Raw genomic sequence first — 21,916 nt, 5'->3', positions numbered from 1 at the left:
CGCGCCGGCGACGGGAGGGGCGCCGCAGACGCGGACGATCGTCCCCTTGTCGTGCATGGAAATCGTGACGGTGCGGTTTTCGCCCGGTGAGAGGGTGACGCCGTGGGCCCAGCCGCGGCCGAGCAGCGTCAGGGCGGTGTCGTACTCGTCGACCTCGACGGCGATCCGGCTCCCCGGCGGGACCCCGGAGATCTCACCCCGCCCCGCGGAGCGGTCGAACCACGCCTCCATCGGCGGGGAGATGTGGGGGGCGAGCACCCGGATCAGGATCCGGTTGGACGGATCCAGCGCATAGGAGGGGCGGGCCGTCACCGAAGAAAGGCCCCGGGCCACGGCGACGTTGTCCCCGGGAACGCCGTATTCCAGCCGGATGGAAAGGGAACCGTCCCGGTAGCTTCCGGCGCAGCCGCCGAGGAGCGCGGCAATCGCAAGGAGTATCGTCGGACCCGCGCCGTGGATCGCCCTCATCCGGTCACCGCCCCGGCGTCGCGGCTTCCCCGACGCCCGCGACGAGCGGCCCGAAATATTCCAGCAACTCCCCCCGGGCCGACAGGAGCCCGAAGCGGGACTCGTAGAGATCGAAGGAGGCGTTCTCCCGGTCGACCTTCGCGCGGGAGAGCAGGGTCTGCGCGTCGAGCAGCTCGGTCGAGATGGAGAGTCCTTCCCGGTACCGGTCCTCCTGGATCCGCAGGTTCTCCGCGGCCCGCGCCACGGCGACCTCGGCCGCCTCCTTGCGTTTCGCCGCCTCCCCGACCGCCAGGTGGGCGGCCTTCACCAGGAGACCGATCCGGTCCCGCAGAAGCGCCAGCTCCTCCTTCCTGCGGTCCACGGTGTGGAGCGACTCCCGGCGCGCCGCCCGGTCGGCGAACCCGGAGAAGAGGTTCACCTTCCCCCCCACGAGGGCCGAGAAGACGCTTTGATTCGGGTTGAACTCGTTGCTCTCGTAGGAGTAGCCGCCCTGGCCGAAAAAGGTGGGGGCGAACTCGGCCCGCGCCCCCTCCGCCTGCGCCTCCCCCTCCCGCAGGTGCGCCTCCGCCGCATGGATCTCCCGGCGTTTTGCCACGGCCGCGTTCAGGCTTTCCTCGAGTGGGGGGACGTCCCCCGGGGGGACGGGGATCGTGTCGGCGGCCGGAGACACCGCCGAGTTCCCGGAATACCCCATCGCGAGCGCCAGCTGCGAGCGGGAGAGCTCCTCCCGGTTCTCCGCGGTGACCAGGACCGCCTCGCTGTTCGCCACCAGGACCTCCGCCGCCAGGACATCGTTTTTCGCCACGACTCCCAGCTCGTACAGATCCTCCGCCACCTTCCGGTGCGCCCGGGCCGTCGCCAGCGACTCCTCCGCCACCTCCCGGAGTTCCTGCGCCCGCCGGACGGCGAGAAAGGCGGAAACGGCGCCGAACGCCTGGACCTCGCGGGAAAGCTCCTCCCGGAACTTCGCCGCGGACAGCCTCGCCTCCGCCCGCTCGATCCGGGACGCGGTCCGGCCGAAGTCGTAGAGGACCTGCTCCGCGGTGACCCGCGCATGGTAGACGGCCCGGTCCGCGATCTGCGCCTCCCGCCCCTGCAGGAAGATGGAGGGGGGCTCGGAGAGCGCCGTGAAATCCCCGGAGGCGTCGATCCGGGGAAGGCGTCCGGCTCCCGCCTTCGTCCTCCCCTGCAAGGCGATCCGGAGATCCTGCCCGGTCAGGCGCACCTCCCGCGAGCGGGAGAGGGCGATCCGCACCGCCTCGACCATCGTGACGGATGCAGGAGGCGTCTCCGCCGCCTGGGAATCCGCCATCGCCTGGCAGTGGAACGCCGCATGCGCGAGAAGAAAGGCAAGAACCAGGGCCGTCGGGATCCGCATGCCGAATAGGATATGCAGAACCGCAGAGGAAAAAAAGGGGAAAGGGGGCCCGAAGCCCCCCCCTTCCCCGATGCCCGGGAAATCCGGGACGGATCAGCAGTCGAAATAGAGGAAGAACTCGTGCGGGTGCGGCCGCATCTTCACCGGGTTCACCTCGGCCTCGATCTTGTAGTCGATCCACTTCTGGATGACGTCGGGGGTGAACACGTCCCCCTTCAGCATGAAGCCGTGGTCGGCCTGCAGCGCCTCGAGCGATTCCGTCAGCGAACCCGGCGTCGTCGGAACCCCGGCGAGCTCCTCCGGGGAAAGGGCGTAGATGTCCTTGTCCAGCGGCTCTCCCGGGTCGATCCTGTTCTGGACGCCGTCCAGCCCCGCCATGAGCATCGCGGCGAAGGCGAGGTAGCCGTTGCAGGAGGGGTCCGGGGTCCGGAACTCGATCCGCTTGGCCTTCGGGGAGGCGGAGTACATCGGGATGCGGACCGCGGCCGACCGGTTCCGGCTCGAGTAGGCGAGGTTCACCGGCGCCTCGAAGCCGGGCACGAGCCGCTTGTAGGAGTTCATCGTCGGGTTGGAGAAGGCGCAGATGGCGGAGGCATGCTTCAGGATCCCGCCGATGTAGTGGAGCGCCATCCTGGAGAGCCCGCCGTACTCCTCCCCGGCGAAGAGCGGCTTCCCTCCCTTCCAGATCGACTGGTGGCAGTGCATCCCGCTCCCGTTGTCGGCGAAGAGCGGCTTCGGCATGAAGGTGACCGTCTTGCCGAACTTCCGCGCGACGTTCTTGCAGATGTACTTGTACCACTGGAGGGCGTCGGCGCAGCGCACCAGCGTGTCGAACCGCAGGTCGATCTCCGCCTGGCCGGCCGTGGCGACCTCGTGGTGCTGCGCCTCGACCTTGAGGCCGATCGACTGCATCACCCGGACCATCTCGTCGCGAAGGTCGTGCTGGGAGTCGGTGGGGGGAACGGGGAAGTACCCCTCCTTGTGGCGCGGCTTGTACCCGAGGTTCGGACGCTCCTCCCGGCCGGAGTTCCAGGTCCCCTCCTCGGAGTCGATGTAGTAGTAGCCGAAGTTCGACCCGGTGGCGTAGCGGATGTCGTCGAAGATGAAGAACTCCGCCTCGGGGCCGAAGTAGGCGGTGTCGCCGATCCCGGTCGACTTCAGGTAGGCCTCGGCCTTCCTCGCGATGTTGCGCGGGTCGCGGCTGTAGGCCTCCTTCGTGATCGGGTCCACGATGTTGCAGATCAGGGAGAGGGTCGGCCTCGCGATAAACGGGTCGACGGTCGCCGTGTCGGCGTCGGGGATCACCAGCATGTCCGAGGCGTGGATCGGCTGCCAGCCGCGGATGCTCGACCCGTCGAAGCCGAACCCTTCCTCGAAATTCTCCTCCCCCAGCTCGCTGACCGGGACGGCGAAATGCTGCCAGGTCCCGATGAAATCCATGAATTTCAGGTCGACCATCTCGATCTTCTTGCCCTTGGCGAACTCCAGCACTTCCTTCGCGGTCATCGGTTCCTCCTTGGTGTATGGCGTTGCGTGGATGGTTCGTTCGGTCAGATCGCGTCCGGCCCGCGTTCCCCCGTGCGGATCCGGACCACTTCCTCGACATTCGTGACGAAGATCTTGCCGTCGCCGATCCGGCCGGTCCGGGCCGACTTCTCCACCGTCTCGACCACCTGGGCGACCAGGTCGTCCGGTACGATGATCTCCAGCTTGATCTTGGGCAGGAAGTCGACGACGTACTCGGCGCCCCGGTAGAGCTCGGTGTGCCCCTTCTGACGGCCGAACCCCTTGACCTCGGAGACCGTGATCCCCTGGATCCCGATGTCGTTCAGCGACTCCTTGACCTCGTCGAGCTTGAACGGCTTGATGATCGCCTCGATCTTCTTCATGGGTCACCTCCCGGGATCTCACCGGAGCAAAGGCCGTACCAATCACGGTGCTTGGAGCGCCGTCGCACCCACCGAAAGGGAAGTTCTCCAGGGATTCCAGCCGAATATCGGGTCGCAGGCGGCGGGCCTGATGGAGCGCCGGAATAATCGATGATAGGATATCTGCTCAAGAAATGATCACCGGATGCCTGTTTTCCGGGCAGGGAGGAGCCTTGTTCCTCATCGTGGACGGGTACAACCTTTCGAGGTCGGGGAGCCTGCTCCTGTCGGAGGACCCGGTCTCGCCGGAAGGCCGCGAGGCGCTGTGCTCTCTCCTCTCTTCCTACGCGCGTGGAAAAGGGTTCCGGCTCACGGTCGTCTTCGACGGCCGGGGAGGCGGAAGCGCGGAGAGGGTCCGCCGTCCGTTCAAGGGAGGGACGGCGATCTTTTCCTCACGGACGGAGAGCGCCGACGACGCGATCCGGGGACTGTCCGGAAACGCCCCCCCCGGAACGGTCGTGGTCACCTCGGACCGGGGGCTCGCGGGAACCCTCTCCGCGCGCGCCGTCACCGTGGTCTCGTGCGAGGAGTTCGCGGACCGGCTCTTCGCCTTTCAGATGGAAGGGATCAAGGGGACATCCGACGGGGAGGAGGAATCCCGCGGAGGACAGGCGAAGAAGGGCGAGGGGCGGAAACAGAAGAAACGGGACCGGGAACGGGACCGGATCCTGCGGAAACTCTGAAACGAAGGTCACCGGTCGGGGGCCGGCTCCTGCTTCGGCTCCCCGAGCTTCCGCTCCCTCCCGGCCAGAAGGGACCGGATATTCTCCCGGTGGGTGTAGATCACGAGGAAACAGATGACCAGGGAGAGGGTCACGTAGTGCCGGGAGGTGGCCAGAAGCGCCATCATCGGAGGAAGCGCGACCGCCGCGCAGAGGGAGCCGAGCGACACGTACCGGGTGAAGTAGACGACCGCCGCGAAGAGGACCCCGAGCAGGAAGGCGGTCACCGGGGATAGAACGGCCACGATCCCCAGGGCGGTCGCCACCCCCTTGCCCCCCCTGAGCCCAAGGTAGACGGGGAAGATATGCCCCAGGAAGGCGGCCCCTCCCGCAAGCGCAAGCCACAGATCCACCCGGCTGTCGGTGAACCGGTAGGCCAGCGCCATCGCGAAGACCCCCTTCCCCGCGTCCAGGAGAAGGGTCGCGACTCCTCCCGCCTTTCCGACGGCGCGGGCCACGTTCGTCGCCCCGATGTTTCCCGACCCCACCTTGCGCAGATCCACGCCCCGGTCGAAGAGATGGGCCACCAGGATTCCGAAGGGAACCGATCCCAGAAAATAGGCGAACAGGACGACCGAGGGGCCCCGGACCCAGGAGATGTCCATTACGACTCTTCCGAGTTCTCCCCGCGCGGGCGTCCCACTCCGGATTCGAAGGCGGCCCTCTCCACCGCGGTCGCGACCGCCTTGTGCATCTCCAGGTTCAGGATCGAGGGGACCAGCTCCCCCGCCAGCGCGAAGGAGGAGATCGCCTTCGCCGCCGCGATCTTCATCCGGTTGTTGATCTTCCGGGCCCGCGCGTTGAGCGCCCCCCGGAAGATCCCGGGGAAGGCCAATGCGTTGTTCGCCCCCCGCCCGTCGGCGGCGAAGGAGGCCCCCGCGGCGCGGGCATCCTCCGGCGAGATCTCGGGGTTGGGGTTCGACAGGGCGAGGATCACCTGCCCCTTCCGGATCATCTCCTTCCGGATGAGGCCGGGAACCCCCGTCGTGCAGATGACGATGTCGGACTGCCCCATGATCTCCTGCAGCGTCACCGGCTTCCCGCCCGCTGCGGCGAAGATCTCCATGGCTTTGGAATTGATGTCGGTCCCGAACACCTTCCGGACCCCGTAGGCCATCAGGAGCTTCGAGATCCCCATCCCGGCCGCCCCGAGCCCCACCATCCCGACGATGTCGTTCTTGACCTGCATCCCCACATACTTGCTGGCGTTCAGCAGCGCCGCCAGGACGACGACCGCCGTCCCGTGCTGGTCGTCGTGCATCACCGGGATGTCGAGCATCCCCGACAGGCGGTCCTCGATCTCGAAGCACTCGGGCGCCTTGATGTCCTCCAGCTTGATCGCCCCGAAGGTCGGCGCGATGGCGGCCACGGTCCGGATGATCTCCTCCGGATCCTTCGACTGGATCAGGATCGGGATCCCGTACACCCCCACCAGGGCGTCGAAGAGAGCCGCCTTCCCCTCCATGACCGGCATCCCCGCCACCGCCCCGATGTCCCCCAGGCCCAGGATCGCCGTCCCGTTCGTCACGATCGCCACCGTGTTCCCGATGATGGTGTAGTCGTACGCCAGCTCCGGATTCTCCCGGATCAGCTTGCAGACCTTCGCCACGCCGGGAGTGTAGATCTTCCGGACGATGGAGATCCCCTCGATCGGCGTCTTCGACCGGACCTCGATCTTCCCCCCCTGGTGGAGCTCGAGGACCGGGTCGATGATGTCGGAGAGGATGACCCCCTCGACCTTCCCCATCGCCTCCAGCACCACCTCGAGGTGATCCTCGTCGTTCACGAACACCGTGACGTCGCGGGTGTTGTAGTCCAGTCCGTAGCCGACGAGCCGGATGTCGCCGATGTTTCCCCCGGCGTTTCCGATCGCGGAAGCCACCTTTCCGAGGTACCCCGGCTTGTCCAGGATCATGACGCGGATCTTCTTGACGACCTTGTCGATGCCCTTTTCGATTTGCATGGGGGCATCTTACGTTCCGGATTCTTCTTTGTCAAACCTGCCGGAAACACGATAGAATGACGCGCATGATCGTATGCTGCGCCGCCTGTTCCGCACAGAATTTCGTCTCGGAAGAGCGGCGAAAGGCGGCCGAAATTCCCCCATGCTGCTGGAAATGCAGCGGGTTCCTGCCGGCGGCCGCTGAAACCGATCCTCCGGAGGGGGAATCCAACAAGGGCATCGGATCGGAAAACCGCAAGGGAGGCGCACGGAATGGATAGGATTCGCGTGGCGATCGCCGGCGTCGGAAACTGCGCGAGCGCGCTGCTGCAGGGGATCGAATATTACCGGGACGCGGAACCCGTACCCGGGGAAGACGACGTCCCGGGGCTCATGCATCGGGAGATCGGCGGCTATCTGCCCGGGGACATCGAGGTCGTCGCCGCCTTCGACATCGACCGCAGGAAGGTCGGGCTACCCGTCAACGAGGCGATCTTCTCCCTTCCCAACTGCACTCCGAGATTCGTCGGGGGGATGCCGGCGGGCGGTCCGACCGTCCGGATGGCGCCGGTCCTGGACGGCGTCGCCGGCCACATGCGGGACTATCCCGAAGACCGGACCTTCCTCCCCTCGGACGAGCCTCCATGCGACATCGAGGCGGTCCTGCGGGAGTCCGGCGCTGAGGTCCTCGTGAACTATCTCCCCGTCGGCTCCGAGGAGGCCACGAAGCGCTACGCCGAGAGCTGCCTCACCGCCGGGGTCAGCCTGGTGAACTGCATCCCCGTCTTCATCGCCTCCGACCCGGCCTGGGCGGAGCGCTTCCGGGAGCGGGGGATCCCGATCGTCGGCGACGACGTGAAGTCGCAGCTGGGCGCGACGATCGTCCACCGTGCGCTGGCCCGCCTCTTTACCGAGCGCGGCATCCGGGTTCGCCGGACCTACCAGTTGAACACCGGCGGGAACACCGATTTCCTGAACATGCTGAACCGGAAGCGGCTCCAATCGAAGAAGATCTCCAAGACGGAGGCGGTGACCTCGGTGCTGACCTACCCGGTCGAGGACGAGGCGGTCCACATCGGGCCGTCGGACTACGTTCCCTGGCAGAAGGACAACAAGCTCTGCTTCCTGAGAATCGAGGGGGAGGGGTTCGGGGGACTGCCGATCGAGGTGGAACTGCGCCTCTCCGTGACCGATTCGCCGAACAGCGCCGGGGTGGGGATCGACGCGATCCGGTTCTGCCGACTCGGACGGGAGATGGGGCTCGGGGGGCCGCTTGCCGCCCCCTCGGCCTACTTCATGAAGCACCCGGCGGCGCAGATGACCGACGACGACGCCCGGCGCGAGCTGGAGGAGTTCATCGCCGACTACCGGGCCTGGCGGAGGACAAAAGAAGCGCTGCCCACGCCTCCGTGCACCTCTCCCACGTGAATTCCGCGGCGATCCGCCTCCCTTCCTCCGCCATCCGCCGCCTCGCCTGCTCGTCCCGGTAGAGCGAGCCGATCGCCCGCGCAAGTCCTCCCGGTGCCCCGGCCGGATAGGCGATCCCGCCTCCACCGGCGGCAACCCGCGCCCCCCAGTACCCGGACTCCGGCACCGCCACGGGGACGCCGGAGGCCATCGCCTCCAGCGGCACGAACCCGAACGACTCGTAGAGGGAGGGGCACAGCACGGCGTCCGCCGCGGAATAGAGGGCGGGCATCTCCGCGTGGGGCACCGGCCCGAGGTAGCGGACCCCCTCCGGCGTTCCCTCCGCCGGAGGCCCCTGCCCCACGACCAGCAGCAGGATGTCGGCCTGCACGTCCCGCCGCAGGGAGAAAACGGCGGAAACCGCCTCGGGGATCTGCTTCCCGGGATCCGGCCTCGCGGCCAGCAGGAGCAGGAAGGCCCGGGGGGAGATGCCCAGCCGGCGCCTCCCCTCTTCCCGGGAGGGCGGATGCCGGAAGGCGTCGTCCACCCCCGGCGGGATCACCTCCCCCTTCCCGGAGACCGCCGGGAAGATCCTCTCCGTGTGGGAAAGATCCTCCGCGGTGAAGCAGACGATCCGGTCGGCCTCCCGGGAGATCGCCTCCTCCTCGCTCCTCCGGGCCGCCGGAAGCCCTCCCGGGACCGCTCCCGGGGCTTCCCCCTTTCTCGCCTCCACCGTGTGGTAGGCGAACACGATGGGAAGAGTCCTCCCCGTCTCCCGGAACAGGGCCCGCGCCGCCGACCCCGACATCCAGTAGTGGGCCGACACGATCCGGTAAGGCGATCCCTCCTCCGCCAGCAGCCCGCGCGCGCTCTCGATGAACCGGGGGAGAGAGGACAGCGCCCCCGCGCGGGTGGGGGGATGACTCCACCCGCAGGGGAGATGGAGAATGCGCAGGCCGGGGGCGGGTCGGGAGACCTCTACCCGGTTCCCGGTTCCCCGCGTCAGGACGTCGGTCTCGATCCTCCGGCGGGAGATCCCGGCCAGCAGGCCGCGCAGGAAGATGTTCATTCCCCCGGCCAGCCCGGCGCCAGGCTCCTCGAAGGGGCAGGTGTGGTAGGAAAAAAGGAGGTGCCTCACGGGAGACCGACGGTGGCCCTGTAGACGACCCGGTCCACTCCCCCGAGGTCGTACTTGTACCGTTCCCCGCCCCGCAGGAAGTCGTACTCCCGGCCCCCCCTTCCGATCGCCTCCTCGATGCACCGCGCGAGAAGGACCAGGCCCGGGCTGATCCTCCGGTATTGCGGATCGTACCCGGAGTTGTAGAGGAGGAGGGATCCGTTCCACTCGAGCTGGAAGGCGGAGGCGACATCCGTTTCCCCGTCCGAAAGGAAGGCCAGCCGGAGCTGGCCGGCTTCCGAGAACCGCCCGGCGATCTCCCGGAAGAACCGCTCCATCCCCTCGTCCATGAACCGCTCCTTTTCCGACTGGCTGCTTCGATGCAGAACGAGGAAGGAGGACAGGTCCCGGTCCAGCTCCGGACCCCCGGGGGTGATGCGAAACGAGAGGCCGGGAACGGTATCGTCGGCCCTGCGAAGCTTCCTCCGCAGCTCGTGCCGCTTCTTCTTTCCGAGCCGCTCGAGGTATTCCCCGAAATCTCCCGGGAGAGAAAGAAGCGGGGAGCGGTCGGTCTCTTCGAGCCGGAAGGAGTACCCGAACCGCCCGCAGAGTTCCGGGAGAAGATGCAGGGAGGGCGTTCCCTCGACGAGGTTGGGAAGGCGCAGGGTCGACCCCCCGGCCAGCAGTCCCCGGGACTCCCGTAAAAACCCGGACCAGAACTCCCGTTCCTGCCCGGCGATCACGACGGCGTCGAGGGAGTCGGCCACCCGCTCGCCGCCGAGCAGCTCCCACCCCGCGCCGTCGGCCCGGCGGCACAGGAACAGAAAGCCGGCCGCCCCCCCCCCGCGTTCCCAGCGAAAGGCCATCGTCTCCCGGCCGGCCGCGAAGGCGGTGGCCCAGGGCACCAGGAAGCGACGCGACAAGAAGGGACTCGGGCGGGCGGAGCGGCGAAGGACCGCGTCCCATTCCGGGGCGGAAACCTCCTCGACGCGGCCGATCCAGGAAAATCCCATGACCCCGGGAAGCCGGCCCGTCAGGCCGCCAGTCCGCCGATGGGAAGGACGACGGTCTGTTTCCCGCCTCTCCCCCGGATCCCCTCCTCCCTGTGGCGCGGGGAATCGCAGGCGGCAAACGGCGACTGCAGGGCGTAGGACAGCGCCGCGCACCGGATCGCCGTGTTCCGCCCGCGGTTCATCGGGGGCTCCCCTCCCGCGGCGCTGCGAGGGGCGGTTCGGGCCTCGCGATCACCCCGGCGGCGAAGAGACGGCTCACGGCCTCCCCGGCCACGGCGTTCGCCGCCCCGTTCACCGCCGCGCGGATCGCCTCGGAAGTGACGAAGAGCGGCTCCGTGTACCAGTAATCGGAACCGAGGCTGCTGCTCCACCCCGGGGGGGCGCTTCCCCCGGAGGCGAACAGGGTCGCCGAGACCGACGCCGCCACTTCGACGCTCAGCCGGAGGCTTCCCGTCTTTTTCGTGGTGACCCGAAACTCGTCCACCCGTCCCCACACCTTCGCCGCCGCCCCCGGCGGGACGTCGGCCTCCCCGGGCACACGGACCGAGCGGATCCCCACCTCCGCAAGCGCGTCGGCGACCAGGTCGGCGAGCGCCTTCCCGGGGTCGCTCTTCCAGACGATCGACCGGGCATAGTCGAAGTCCCGCCCGATCTCGTAGGGGGGAGAGCCCGAATAGGAGAAGTCGAGAACGGCGACCGCGGGACCCTCGGGGGCCTGGACGGGCGCGCCGGCTCCCGGCCGGTAAAGCTCGCCCGGCAGGTAGAGTACCTTCCCCGTCACGCAGCCGGATCCCGCCAGGAGAAGGGCGGCGACCGGCACCAGCAGAAACCCGGATCTCTTCGTCATCGCTGCCACCACCTCTCTCGTCCTCTCGTTTGGAGCCCGGTACCACTGTATGGCATAGTCCCCCCCGTTTCAACGGGTTCCGAATCCTCTTTCGGCTTGAATTCCCTCGGGGCGTTGCCGTATCGTGAAATTTCGAGGAGGAAACCCGATGCCGGTGTCGCCGACCGTCCGCAGCGCGATCCAGCAGGGCTCGTGGATCCGGAAGATGTTCGAGGAGGGGGCCCTCCTGAAGGCGGAGAAGGGGGCGGAGAACGTCTTCGATTTCTCCCTCGGGAACCCGTTCGGCGACCCGCCGGACCGGTTCGCCTCCGAGCTGCGGCGTCTTTCCGCCTCGCCTCCCCCCGACCTGCACCGGTACATGCCGAACGCGGGATTCCCGGAGGTCCGCCGCGAGGTCGCGAGGTCGCTGTCGTCCGCCACCGGGCTTCCCTTCACCGGCGAGCTGGTGGTCATGTCCTGCGGGGCGGCGGGCGCCCTGAACGTGGCGCTCCGCACGATCCTCTCGCCCGGGGACGAGGTCGTCGTTCTCGCCCCCTATTTCGTGGAGTACCTCTTCTACATCCGGAACGCCGGGGGAGTTCCCGTCGTCGCCGAGGCCGCGGAGGATTTCCAGCTCGATCTCGAAGCGATCCGGAAGGCCCTCTCCGACAGGACGCGTGCGCTCATCCTGAACACGCCGAACAACCCCACCGGGGCGGTTTACCCCGGAGCCGCGCTCGACGCGCTGGACCGGCTTCTCGCGGAACCGGAACGGCGAACGGGAAACCCCGTCTATGTCCTGTCGGACGAGCCGTACCGGAAGATCCTCTACCCCGGGGAGGTCTTTTCCCCTCCCGCCGCGCATCTGCGGAACGTGCTGATCGCCTACTCCCACTCGAAGGACCTGAACATCCCCGGGGAGCGGATCGGCTACCTCGCCGTGTCGCCGAGGGCCGCGGACGCCGCCGAGGTCGCGGGGGGGTGCGTCTTCTGCAACCGGGTGCTCGGCTTCGTGAACGCCCCCTCCCTGATGCAGCGGGCGGTGGCCGGCCTCCAGGAGATCTCCGCCGAAATGGCGGTCTACCGGGAGAACCGGGACCTCCTCCTTTCGGCGCTGTCGGAATCCGGATTCTCCGTCGTCCCCCCCGGGGGAGCCTTCTACCTCTTCCCCCGCATCCTGGGGAAGGACGAGACGGCCTTCGTCGCCGCGGCCCGGGAGGAGAACATCCTCGTCGTGCCGGGGAGCGGGTTCGGCCGCAGCGGGTATTTCCGGGTCGCCTACTGCCTCGCCACCGAAGTGGTGCGCAGATCGCTCCCCGCGTGGAAGCGGCTCGGGGAGAGGTTCTCCCGCCGCCCGGGGAGTGCCCGGTGAAGCTTCCCTTTCGCCGGAACATCGCACGGATGGGCGGCTACCTTCCCGGAGAGCAGCCGAAGGAGGAGGGCTTCGTCAAGCTCAACACGAACGAGAACCCCTACCCTCCCTCCCCGGCGGTCCTTTCGGCGATCGCCAGGGAGGCCGGCGGAACGTTGCGCCTCTACCCCGACCCGGAGTCCACGAGGCTGCGGCGGCAGGCGGCGGAAACCTACCGGTTCGACCTCGAACAGGTCATCGCGGGGAACGGATCGGACGACCTGCTCGCCATGATCGCCCGGGCCTTCATCGGGGAAGGGGACGCCCTCTGCTGCCCCGTGCCGACCTACACCCTGTACGACACGCTGGTCCGGATCCAGGGGGGACGGGTGCGCGGCATCCCCTACCCGGAGGACTACTCCCTCCCGAAAGGACTGTTCCGGAACCGCGAGCAGGTGACGGTCGTCGCGAGCCCGAACTCCCCCTCCGGGACCTCCGTGCCGCTTGCGGCGCTGTCGGGCCTCGCCTCCGCGGTCCGGGGGATCCTCGTCGTGGACGAGGCCTATGCCGACTTCGCGGAGGAGACGGCCCTTCCCCTCGCCCGGGAGCGGGAGAACGTGGTCGTCCTGCGGACCTTCTCCAAGTCCTTTTCCCTGGCCGGCATGCGGATCGGCCTCGGGTTCGGCCACCCCCGGATCCTCGCGGGGCTGAACAAGGTGCGCGACTCCTACAATCTCGACCGGCTGGCGATCGCCGCCGGGGAGGCGGCGCTCGCGGACATCGGCTGGATGGAGAGAAACGCCGCCCGGATCCGGAAGACCCGGGAACGGCTGGCGACCGCCCTTCCGGCCCTCGAATTCGTCCCCTTTCCCTCGCAGAGCAACTTCCTCCTGGCGAGGCGGCGGGGAGGGAAATCGGCCCGGCCGGTGTTCGATGAGCTGAAGCGAAGGAGGATCCTCGTCCGCTACTTCGACACGCCCCGGCTGGCCGGTTGCCTCCGGATCACGGTGGGCACCGACGCCGAGATCGACACCCTCCTGTCGGCGCTATCGGAGATCCGGCGCGGCTGACCCGTCCCCGTGCGCCCGGGACCCTGGCTCGCGCGTGACGCAGTTGCAGGCGCCCTCGGGACGGGGCGAATCACGGGCGGAGCCAGCCGCAGGAGGGGGGATGAGCGGAGATAAAATGATTGGACAGGGGGCGGAGGGCGGGCGAAGCGAAGGCCCCCTCTGAGGCGGCGAAGCCCTCCCCGTGCCCCGCGACTGGGCGGGATCAGAGGCGGATCGTCCAGTTGCCCCCGTCGCGGTTGCGCCACTCGGCGGCGACCGTTCCGTCCGGACGCCTCCGGAGCAGCAGGAAGCAGTATTCCGCGACGCTCCCGGCCGGCCCGAAGAGGTACCCTTCGTGGGTCCGGGGCAGGGGAAACCGGTCGAGGGAACTCTCGCGGCCGCGCAGGAAGGCCTCCCGGTCCTCGGCGAACGGATACCCGGAGGGCGACCCGTCGCCGGAGAATCTCTTGACCTCCAGCGGGGTGAGGTTGGGCGCATCCCAGGATCCGCAGCTCCAGAGCATCCGGGCGCAGACCACGTCCCCTTCCTCGTCCCGCCAGGTGATCCGGGCCGAGTTGATCTTGTCCGCGACGAGCCCGACCCCGCCTTCGGTCGCATGATAGAGGAAAAAGGGCATCGGCCGCTCCTTCAGCACGGAGAGCGCCTCCGGGACCTCGATCACCGGCGGGGTCTTTCCGTCGAGCGGCAGGGCCGCCCGGCAGAGCGATTCGGACGGCTTCTTCCGCATGGCGCCGAACCCGAAGCGGGCGTTCCCTTCGGCCGGCTCCCCCTCCCGCAGCGGCAGGAGGATCCGGAAGGTCCCCCTTCCAGGCGCCGGTGGGAGGTTCCCCCCTCCCTCCTCCCCGATCAGGACGGCGTCGTCCCCTGTTTCCGGTCCGGGAAGAAGGGTTTCATAGGGATCGGAAAACCGTTCCGCCCCGGAAGACACGATCGAGAACGCGTAGCGGACCCGAAGCGCTCCGCCGCCGGGCGGGGAGGGGAAAAAGAGGCGGACCTCCCGTTTCCCGGGCTCGGATGTCGCGGGAACGACGATCGAGGAACGTGAGAGAACGGTGCCGGGGGAGCCGGCGGGCCTGGCCGTGGAATGGATCAGGACAAGATCCGGTGTCTCCGGGCCGTCGAGGAATTCGCGTCGAAGCGCATGCATCGCCAGCCTCCCCACGCCGACCCGGGCGATCCCCCGGGGCCGGGGCATCCGGTCGATTATCCCGCTGTTCCCTACTTCTGTATACCACAATCACTCGTAGTCGAGCCGGGCAAGTTCCTCCTCGTCCATCCCGAAGTAGTGCCCGATCTCGTGGAGCAGGGTGACCCGGATCTCCCGGGCGAGATCGTCCCGGTCCGGGAAATCCTCCTCGAGCGGAACCCGGTAGATCGAGATCTTGTCCGGAAGGTTCCCGGAGTCCTGCACGGAGCGTTCCGGAAGCGGGATCCCGTGGTAGAAGCCGTAGAGGGTCTCGCCGGGAGGAACCCCCAGCTCCCGCAGAAGCCACCCGGGCGGGCGGTCCTCGACCACGATCGCCACGTTGTCCAGCGCCTGCCGGAAGATCTCCGGCAGGGTGTCCACGGCCCGGCGGAGCACCCCTTCGAAATTCGAGCGCACCATGGCGAACCCTCGAGATTTTGACGGAAATTCTACCGCAAACTTCGCTCGGAGAGAACCCGGATCGAACAATAGAATGGCTGGCGAGGACCGCGGACGTGGCTACTGCGGACGGATCCGGGAGCGGATCTTCTTCACGGCGTCGTCGACCATCTTCGACGCAACCGCATCGGGCTCCACGCGGAAGGTCCCGCTGTTCACCTGCTTCCGGATGGTGGCGACCCGCTTCCCGCGGACGGACTCTTCCTTCTGGGAACCTGCACCGTTCCCTTCTTTCTTCTTTCTGCCAGAGATGGTGGATCCCCCTCCCCCTGGGTCGCTCACGCCCCCATACCCTACCTATCGGCATGCCGCCGGGAAACTTTACCCGGCGGGGGAACAATCTCCTTCCGTCGTCCCGGAGGGGGACGGTAGAATGAACCCACATGAAACAGGCCCTCCTGATCGCGGAAGATGACGATAACGTCCTCGACCTGCTGGGGAACGTCTTCTCGCGGCCCGATATCCGGCTCCATACCGCACGCACGGGAGCCGAGGCGATCGCCCTGCTGCACCAGAACGAGGTCGACGTCGTCCTGACCGACCTGGTGATGCCGGGAGGCGACGGACTCGAGGTCCTCAAGCAGGCGAAGCGGGTCTCCCCCGCCTGCGAAGTCATCCTGATGACGGGGTACGGCACGGTGGAAAGCGCCGTCCAGGCGATGAAGCTCGGGGCCTTCCACTACATCACCAAGCCGTTCAAGACCGTCGAGGTGGTCCACCTCGTGGAGCGGGCCTTCGAGCTCACCGGGATCCGAAAGGAGAACGTCCGCCTCCGGAGCCAGGCGATCGGCCGGTACGGGGTCGAGAACATCCTTGGCGTCAGCGAGCCGATCCGGGAGGTCCTGTCGCTCGTTTCCAAGGTCGCCTCGAGCGATTCCACCGTGCTGATCCTGGGCGAGAGCGGGACCGGAAAGGAGCTGGTGGCCCGGGCGATCCACTACAACAGCCGCCGGGCGGACCGGATGCTCGTCCCCGTGAACTGTTCCGCGATCCCCTCGGAACTCCTGGAGAGCGAGCTGTTCGGGCATGTCAGGGGGGCCTTCACGGGGGCCCATGCGGCGAAGCAGGGACAGTTCGAGATGGCGCACCGGGGAACCATCTTCCTGGACGAGATCGCGGAGATGAGCCCGCCCCTCCAGGCGAAGATCCTCCGCGTGCTGCAGGAGCAGTCCTTCCTCCCGGTCGGCGGGACGAAGACGGTGAACGTGGATGCCCGGATCCTGGCCGCGACCAACAAGGACCTGGAGGCGGAGATCGAGCAGGGCCGTTTCCGACAGGATCTCTACTTCCGGCTGAACGTGATCCCGATCCGGATCCCCCCCCTTCGCGAACGCCCCGAGGATATCCCGCTCCTCCTGGACCATTTCCTGCGGAAATTCGCGGCCGGGAGCGGACGGATCGTGCACGGCTTCCGGCCGGAGGCGGCGGCAGCGCTCCGGCGGTACCCCTGGCCGGGAAATGTACGGGAACTGGAGAACCTGGTCGAGCGGCTCGTCGTCCTCACCCGCACCGGTTGGTTCGAGCCGGAGGATCTCCCCCCGAACATGCGGAAGGAGAAGCCCTCCGCAGAGGAGGAAGCGGCGGACCTTGCAGAAGGACCGATCGATTTCCGGAGTGTCCGGGAGGCCTTCGGGGACCGCCTGATCCGGAAGGCGCTCGACCTCGCCAGGGGAAACAAGAACCAGGCGGCGAAGATGCTCGGCCTCAAGCGGACGACCTTCCTGCAAATGCTGAAAAGGAAAAGCCTGCATGGCCCATAATTGTCAGGCCGACCCCCGCCTGACATTTTCTTGACAGCTGAAGATTGTCACTCCCGATCCACCTCTGATTTTTCCTAAGCATTATCAAGCCGTTACACAATTGTATTTGGTGGCATGCATATTGCTCACTTCCTGTCCATCCTTTGGTAGGAACCGCGCAGTCCTGAAGGGAGGATGGAGACGATGGCGAGGAATTCAGCACTCCGGGCTTCGGAACGGGTTGAACCGGCTTCGCAATCCCCACCGGACCGGGAAGCGGTCGTGAGCGAGTTCCTCCCCAGCATCCGGTACCACGCCTCCATGCTGAAGCTCCGCCTCCCCTCCAATATCGAGATGGACGACCTGGTCAGCTCCGGGGTCGTCGGGCTCCTCGACGCGGTCGACAAGTTCGACGGCTCGCGGGGGATCAAATTCAAGACCTATGCCGAATTCCGGATCCGCGGGAGCATGCTCGACTACCTCCGCGAGATGGACTGGTTTCCCCGCTCGGCGAGGCGGAACGCCTCCAGGCTTCAGAACGCCTACGCCCGACTCGAGGGAATTCTCGGTCGCCCCCCCGAAGAGAAGGAGGTGGCCAAAGATCTCGACCTTTCCGTCGATGAACTGCGCAAGCAGCTGGCGCTCTATTCCGGTTTGACGGTCTTCTCCCTGGACGTCCCCCTGGAGGACGAGGATTCCGTCGCCATCGGCATCCAGAAGGTTCTCGGGGAAGCGGCCCGGAACGAGTCCCGGCAGGGGGAGCTCGTCCGGGAGCTGAAAGAGGTCCTCGGGAAGGCGATCGACCTTCTCCCGGAGAGGGAAAAGCAGCTGATCGCCCTCTACTACTACGAAGAACTGACGATGAAGGAGATCGGAGCGATCTTCTCCCTGGGAGAGCCCAGGATCTGCCAGCTCCACTCGCAGGCCGTCCTGCGCCTCCGGGGGAAGCTGCGCAACCAGCTGGAGGACTAGTGTACCGTCTCGTAAATAGCTTGAGGCACCGAGAGCGTCGATGCGCCGCGTCCAGCGAGGCGCGCGACCGAGGCATACCGTTGAGTATGGTGAAGGAGCGCAACGAAGCTGGCGCGGATGCAGCGGCGCTCGAATGCCAAGGTATTTGCGAGACGGTGCACTAAAAGCCCCCTACTCCTCCGGAAGCTTCTCCTCCCCGCTTCGCAGCGACCCGATCCGGGCCCGGAACCGCTCCACGTCCCGCACCGACTCCATGTACTTCGACTGGGCGTTGTCCAGGTGCCTCCCGAAGACCCGGAAGTTGTCGGCGAACCGCTCGAAGTCCTTCCCGACCCGCTCGAGAAGGACCTGGATCTCCCTTGTCTTCTGCTCGATCTTGAATCCGCGGAAGGCGAAGGCGAGCGCCTGGAGGTAGGCGAAGAAGCTGTTCGGCGACGTCGGGACGACCTGGAGCCGGAGCAGCCGCTCGTGCAGCTCCCGGTCCCGGAGGAGGAGATAGTAGACCGACTCGGAGGGCACGAAGAGGAAAGCGAAATCGAGCGTCCGGGGGGGACGGATATACTTGGAGCGGATCGACTCCGCCTGGACGAGGACATCCCGCGCGAAGGCCTTCTCGTACTCCTTGCGCGCGGCGTCGTCCACCTCCCCCTCCAGCAGGGGCATGGCGTTCGCCATCGGGAACTTCGCGTCGACGCAGACGTACTGGCTCCGGTCGGGACGGACGAAGATCGCGGCGTCCGCCCGCTCTCCCCCCTCCATCTGGAACTGCAGCTCGAACATCTCCGCATGGGAGCCGAACAGGTCGGAGAGCATCCGCGACAGGGTGAGCTCCCCGAAAGCGCCGCGGGCCTTGGGCTGCGCGAGGATCATGTTCAGCTGGCTGATGTCCCGGGACAGGAGGACCACCTGCCCGGTGGCCGCGCCCAGATCCCGGAGGTGGGTCGCCACCTGGTCGAACCCCTTGAGGTTCCGGTCGGCCGTCTCGGACAGCTCGCGGGTCAGCTCGCCGCGGATCTCCAGAAGCTTCTCCTCGATCCGCCGGGAGATCTCGTCCATCCCCTTGAGGAAGTTCTCCGAGACCTCCTGGCGGATCCTCCCCGACGAGTCGGCCTGGGCGCGGGAAAGATCCGCCGCCGTCGTCCGCAGGGCGTCGGCGAAGCTTTTCTCCATCCGCTCCAGCCGGTCCTGCACCGGCGACGGGCGCCGCAGGAGCACGATGACCAGCGTGGCCACGACGGCGATCAGCGTCAGGACGGGCAGCAGTTCCATGATACGATACCAACACCTCGTGCTACCGGGACGGGTCACCCGCAGGGTAGCACAGAATCGGCACACCGGGAGGAACGGTGAAGGTTCCCAAGAAGCTGGCCATCCTCGGCTTCAACCTCTGCGCCTCCGTCTTCATCGGGCTCTGCGTGTACGGTCTGCTCCTCCACTTCGAGGAGGGAATGGAACGGGGGGGATCGATCCTCTCCTCGGTCCTCTCCGCCCTCATCATCCTGGGGGCCATCGCGGGGATCGGGTATTTCGGAAACCAGTGGGACCGGCGCAACACCGAGGAGGCGAGGGACAAATCCCGGTAGACCGGAAACCTTTCCGGAACCTCCCGCGGCGATCCTCCTGATCGAGGGGATCTGCCATTTCGGCCATCTCTGGGACGGGATCCTCGCCCGCGAAGCCGCGGTGACCGACAAGACCGTCTCCGCACAAGGAGGGAAGTAGGCCCGACCTTCACCGGGCGGTGAAGGTCCGCATCATCAGCAGCTCCCGGACCACCGGTTCCTTCGCTTCCCGCTCGTGGAGCGGAGGGCCGGGAACGGCGGGATGCCTCTCCCCGAAGGAGGGACGTTCCGCCCGGTAGAGCACCCCGATCGGGATCTTCTCCTCCCATTCCAGCGCCAGGTCGAGGGCCTTTTTCCGGTCCGAGGGATCGTGCTCCGCGGGAATCCTGTAGACCCTCTTTCCGTACCATTGGTAGTTGTTCTTCTTGTTGAAGGTGACGCAGGGCTGCAGGATGTCGACGAGGGCGAACCCCTTGAAGCGGATCGCCTGGAGCATGAGGTCCGCGGTGAAGTCGATGTCCGCCGAGTAGCCCCGGGCCACGAAGCCGCACCCCAGGGAGAGGGCGACCGCGAGCGGGGGGAACGGCCCCGAGATCACGCCGGAGCGGGCCAGCGACCCGGCCCAGCCGGGATCGCTCGTGGGGGAGGGCTGCCCCTTCGTCAGCCCGTAGACCTGGTTGTCGTGGACGAAGAGGGCGATGTCGACGTTGCGCCGGACGTTGTGGAGGAAGTGGTTCCCCCCCTCCCCGTAGATGTCCCCGTCTCCGCTGGTCACGACCACCGTGAGGCGGTCGTTCGCCATCTTGATCGCCGCCGCCGCCGGAAGGGCCCTCCCGTGGAGCCCGTTGAAGACGTTCACATCCACGTAATGGGGAAGCTTCGCCGCCTGCCCGATTCCGGAGACGAGGACGATCTCGTGCCTCTCCTTCCCCGTCGCCTCGAGCGCCTTTTTCACCGCCTTCAGGATCCCGAAGTTCCCGCAGCCCGGACACCAGGAGTTCTCCACGCCGGTGTCGAATCGGTCTACCATGCCCGCCTCCCCGCCTCCGCGGCCAGCTCCCCCGGCGTGAAGGGGAGCCCGTCGTACCGGTGGATCGTCCCGGCGACCCCCAGTCCCGTCTCCCTCCGGATCAGCCGCGCCAGCTGTCCGGTCGCGTTGTTCTCCACGGTCAGGCAGACCCGGTACCGGGGGAGGATCTCCCCGATCTCCTTCGCCGGGAAGGGCCACACCTGCCGCAGGTGGAGCGCCGAGACATCGCGTCCCTCGCGGGCAAGGATCCCGCGGGCCTCCGCGACCGCCTCCTTGGTGGATCCGAACCCGATCAGCAGGGCATCCCCCCGGGGAGGCCCCGAGAGCAGGGGGGGAATCCTCCTGGCCGCCAGGCTCTCCCCCTTCCGCAGCCGCTTTTGCACCATCCGGATCCGGGCAGCGTGGTCCTCGGTGAGGTGGCCGTCCTCGGTATGCTCGTCGCTGTCGCAGACCACCGCGATCCCCGCCTCCCCCGGCAGGGCCATCGGCGACACCCCGCTTTCGGTCACCGCGTACCGGAGATACCTACCCTCCGGCGTGCGGGGGACCTTCTCGCCGCGGACGATGTGCCGGCGGACCGGACGGATCTCGAACGCGCCCGGATCGATGTCCACGACGGTGTCCGCGAGGTGCTGGTCGGTCAATACGATCGCCGGCACCTGGAACTCCTCCGCCGTCTCCATCGCCTGCCGGGCGAGGTCGAAGGCCTCCTCGGGGGATCCCGGAGAAAGGATCAGCCTCGGGAACTCCCCGTGCCCCGCCGACAGGACGAACTCGAGGTCGCCCTGCTCGGTCCGGGTCGGCAGCCCCGTGGCGGGCCCGGGCCTCATCGCCAGCGCGATCACCACCGGGATCTCCATCATGCCGGCCAGGGAGAGCGCCTCCACCATCAGCGCGAACCCTCCCCCGGAGGTCGCCACCACGGAGCGGGCGCCGGCGTAGGCGGCCCCGATCGCCATGTTCAGCGCAGCGATCTCGTCCTCCGCCTGTTCGAAGAGGAGGCCTGCGCGGGGCCCTTCGTCCGCGAGAACGGAGAGGATCCCCGTGCCCGGGGTCATCGGGTATCCGGCCGCGAAGGTGCATCCCCCCGCGATCGCCCCCAGGGCCAGCGCCTCGTTCCCGGACATCACGATCCGCGGAACGGTCTTTCCCTCCGGGAGACGGAACTTCGCCCGGACCTCCCCGGGAAGATGTTCCTTCGCCCACTCCCACCCGAGGTGGAGCGCCTTCCGGTTCTTCTCCCGGAACTCCCCCTGGAACATCTCCTCCACCAGCGCGTCGGCATGCTCCCTCGGAAATCCCAGCGCGAAACCGATCGCTCCGGTACCCACGACGTTCGCGAGGATGGGGGATCCGGCCTGTACCGCCTTTTCCTTGAGGGGCGCCGCGATCAGACCCGGCGGCGGCTCCGCGACGTCGGCGATCGCGAACCCGCCCGGCGCCAGCCCGGAGAGAACGTGGGGCAGATGCTCCGGGTTCACGGCGAGGAGGATCTCCGCCTTCTCCCGTCCGGCGCGGACCGGCTCCGTCCCGATGCGCACCGTCTGGGAGTTTCTCCCCCCGCGGATCCGGCTCATGTAGTCCTGCGTCAGGTGGAAATGGTGCCCCGCGGCCAATGCCATCCGATAGACCAGGGTCCCCACCGTGTGGACCCCCTGCCCCGCCCCGCCTGTCACGCGCACGTTCACGTCCGCCGCCATGGGTCCCCTCCTTCCCTATAAAAGATGAGCCCCGGGGGGGAAACGT

22 protein-coding genes and 1 pseudogene (1 of these 23 only partly in view) are annotated in these 21,916 nt (G+C 67.5%); 8 read left to right on the top strand and 15 right to left on the bottom strand.

From position 1 onward, the window contains the following. The 4 genes and pseudogenes from A2X88_01030 to A2X88_01015 form a co-directional block, all read right to left on the bottom strand. A pseudogene (locus A2X88_01030) lies at positions 1–468 on the bottom strand (hypothetical protein) (it extends 112 nt beyond the left edge of the window). A 4-nt stretch (positions 469–472) separates the two neighbouring features. Further along, on the bottom strand, positions 473–1,846 hold the full coding sequence (locus tag A2X88_01025; protein OGP34601.1) for a hypothetical protein: 1,374 nt from the start codon (positions 1,844–1,846) through the stop codon (positions 473–475). A gap of 93 nt (positions 1,847–1,939) precedes the next feature. Then, entirely contained in the window at positions 1,940–3,352 is a 1,413-nt protein-coding gene (locus A2X88_01020) for a type I glutamate--ammonia ligase (GenBank protein ID OGP34600.1), read from the bottom strand. Between the two features lie 44 nt (positions 3,353–3,396). Continuing rightward, positions 3,397–3,735, bottom strand: a complete 339-nt coding sequence (locus A2X88_01015) for a transcriptional regulator (GenBank protein ID OGP34599.1) — start codon at positions 3,733–3,735, stop codon at positions 3,397–3,399. 173 nt (positions 3,736–3,908) lie between these two features. On the opposite strand from A2X88_01015, the gene A2X88_01010 reads away from it, so the two are divergent. Further along, positions 3,909–4,457, top strand: a complete 549-nt coding sequence (locus A2X88_01010) for a hypothetical protein (protein OGP34598.1) — start codon at positions 3,909–3,911, stop codon at positions 4,455–4,457. An 8-nt stretch (positions 4,458–4,465) separates the two neighbouring features. Here A2X88_01010 and A2X88_01005 read toward each other — a convergent pair whose 3' ends face one another. Together A2X88_01005 and A2X88_01000 are read right to left on the bottom strand one after the other, a co-directional pair. Further along, complete coding sequence (locus A2X88_01005) at positions 4,466–5,101, bottom strand: acyl-phosphate glycerol 3-phosphate acyltransferase (GenBank protein OGP34597.1); 636 nt, start codon at positions 5,099–5,101, stop codon at positions 4,466–4,468. Further along, positions 5,101–6,459 carry an NAD-dependent malic enzyme 1 gene (locus tag A2X88_01000; protein OGP34596.1) on the bottom strand — a complete coding sequence of 453 codons (1,359 nt, stop codon included), beginning with the start codon at positions 6,457–6,459 and terminating at the stop codon, positions 5,101–5,103. Before A2X88_01000 ends, A2X88_01005 begins: the two co-directional genes overlap by 1 nt. A 56-nt stretch (positions 6,460–6,515) precedes the next feature. Between A2X88_01000 and A2X88_00995 the strand changes: the two genes are divergently transcribed. Beyond that, a complete protein-coding gene (locus A2X88_00995) occupies positions 6,516–6,719 on the top strand; it encodes a hypothetical protein (protein OGP34595.1) in 204 nt (67 codons plus the stop codon). Further along, the gene (locus A2X88_00990) at positions 6,712–7,866 is read left to right on the top strand and encodes an inositol-3-phosphate synthase (GenBank protein ID OGP34594.1); all 1,155 of its coding nucleotides are present in this window, start codon (positions 6,712–6,714) and stop codon (positions 7,864–7,866) included. The genes A2X88_00995 and A2X88_00990 overlap by 8 nt, the downstream gene beginning before the upstream one ends. Here the strand turns inward: A2X88_00990 and A2X88_00985 are convergent. The 3 genes from A2X88_00985 to A2X88_00975 all read right to left on the bottom strand — a co-directional run bounded on the left by A2X88_00985 (position 7,793) and on the right by A2X88_00975 (position 10,822). After that, entirely contained in the window at positions 7,793–8,914 is a 1,122-nt protein-coding gene (locus tag A2X88_00985; GenBank protein OGP34593.1) for a hypothetical protein, read from the bottom strand. The genes A2X88_00990 and A2X88_00985 overlap by 74 nt on opposite strands. A gap of 65 nt (positions 8,915–8,979) precedes the next feature. Then, entirely contained in the window at positions 8,980–9,975 is a 996-nt protein-coding gene (locus A2X88_00980) for a hypothetical protein (protein ID OGP34592.1), read from the bottom strand. Positions 9,976–10,153: 178 nt separating this feature from the next. After that, a complete protein-coding gene (locus A2X88_00975; GenBank protein OGP34591.1) occupies positions 10,154–10,822 on the bottom strand; it encodes a hypothetical protein in 669 nt (222 codons plus the stop codon). A 148-nt stretch (positions 10,823–10,970) separates the two neighbouring features. Between A2X88_00975 and A2X88_00970 the strand changes: the two genes are divergently transcribed. Together A2X88_00970 and A2X88_00965 are read left to right on the top strand one after the other, a co-directional pair. After that, positions 10,971–12,173, top strand: coding sequence for an aspartate aminotransferase (locus A2X88_00970; protein OGP34590.1), 1,203 nt, complete (start codon positions 10,971–10,973; stop codon positions 12,171–12,173). 29 nt (positions 12,174–12,202) lie between these two features. Then, complete coding sequence (locus A2X88_00965) at positions 12,203–13,222, top strand: histidinol-phosphate transaminase (protein OGP34602.1); 1,020 nt, start codon at positions 12,203–12,205, stop codon at positions 13,220–13,222. A gap of 202 nt (positions 13,223–13,424) precedes the next feature. On the opposite strand, the gene A2X88_00960 is transcribed toward A2X88_00965, so the two are convergent. The 3 genes from A2X88_00960 to A2X88_00950 all read right to left on the bottom strand — a co-directional run bounded on the left by A2X88_00960 (position 13,425) and on the right by A2X88_00950 (position 15,149). Then, complete coding sequence (locus tag A2X88_00960; GenBank protein OGP34589.1) at positions 13,425–14,417, bottom strand: hypothetical protein; 993 nt, start codon at positions 14,415–14,417, stop codon at positions 13,425–13,427. 42 nt (positions 14,418–14,459) lie between these two features. Beyond that, positions 14,460–14,828 carry a hypothetical protein gene (locus tag A2X88_00955; GenBank protein OGP34588.1) on the bottom strand — a complete coding sequence of 123 codons (369 nt, stop codon included), beginning with the start codon at positions 14,826–14,828 and terminating at the stop codon, positions 14,460–14,462. A 99-nt stretch (positions 14,829–14,927) separates the two neighbouring features. After that, the gene (locus tag A2X88_00950) at positions 14,928–15,149 is read right to left on the bottom strand and encodes a hypothetical protein (protein ID OGP34587.1); all 222 of its coding nucleotides are present in this window, start codon (positions 15,147–15,149) and stop codon (positions 14,928–14,930) included. Between the two features lie 101 nt (positions 15,150–15,250). On the opposite strand from A2X88_00950, the gene A2X88_00945 reads away from it, so the two are divergent. Together A2X88_00945 and A2X88_00940 are read left to right on the top strand one after the other, a co-directional pair. Further along, complete coding sequence (locus A2X88_00945) at positions 15,251–16,627, top strand: hypothetical protein (protein ID OGP34586.1); 1,377 nt, start codon at positions 15,251–15,253, stop codon at positions 16,625–16,627. 261 nt (positions 16,628–16,888) lie between these two features. Further along, the gene (locus A2X88_00940) at positions 16,889–17,578 is read left to right on the top strand and encodes a hypothetical protein (protein OGP34585.1); all 690 of its coding nucleotides are present in this window, start codon (positions 16,889–16,891) and stop codon (positions 17,576–17,578) included. 171 nt (positions 17,579–17,749) lie between these two features. Here A2X88_00940 and A2X88_00935 read toward each other — a convergent pair whose 3' ends face one another. Then, positions 17,750–18,847, bottom strand: coding sequence for a hypothetical protein (locus tag A2X88_00935; protein OGP34584.1), 1,098 nt, complete (start codon positions 18,845–18,847; stop codon positions 17,750–17,752). A gap of 77 nt (positions 18,848–18,924) precedes the next feature. Between A2X88_00935 and A2X88_00930 the strand changes: the two genes are divergently transcribed. Next, positions 18,925–19,161, top strand: coding sequence for a hypothetical protein (locus A2X88_00930; protein OGP34583.1), 237 nt, complete (start codon positions 18,925–18,927; stop codon positions 19,159–19,161). 148 nt (positions 19,162–19,309) lie between these two features. On the opposite strand, the gene A2X88_00925 is transcribed toward A2X88_00930, so the two are convergent. Further along, positions 19,310–20,170 carry a 2-oxoacid ferredoxin oxidoreductase gene (locus tag A2X88_00925; protein ID OGP34582.1) on the bottom strand — a complete coding sequence of 287 codons (861 nt, stop codon included), beginning with the start codon at positions 20,168–20,170 and terminating at the stop codon, positions 19,310–19,312. Further along, positions 20,164–21,870 (bottom strand): hypothetical protein, encoded by a 1,707-nt coding sequence (locus tag A2X88_00920; protein ID OGP34581.1) that lies wholly within the window; start codon positions 21,868–21,870, stop codon positions 20,164–20,166. The genes A2X88_00925 and A2X88_00920 overlap by 7 nt, the downstream gene beginning before the upstream one ends. Positions 21,871–21,916 lie beyond the last annotated feature (46 nt).

Source organism: Deltaproteobacteria bacterium GWC2_65_14 (assembly GCA_001797615.1).
Lineage (GTDB): Bacteria > Desulfobacterota > Deferrimicrobia > Deferrimicrobiales > Deferrimicrobiaceae > GWC2-65-14.
Note: the sequence above shows the minus strand (reverse complement) of the source record. Positions and strands in the feature narration are given on the sequence as shown.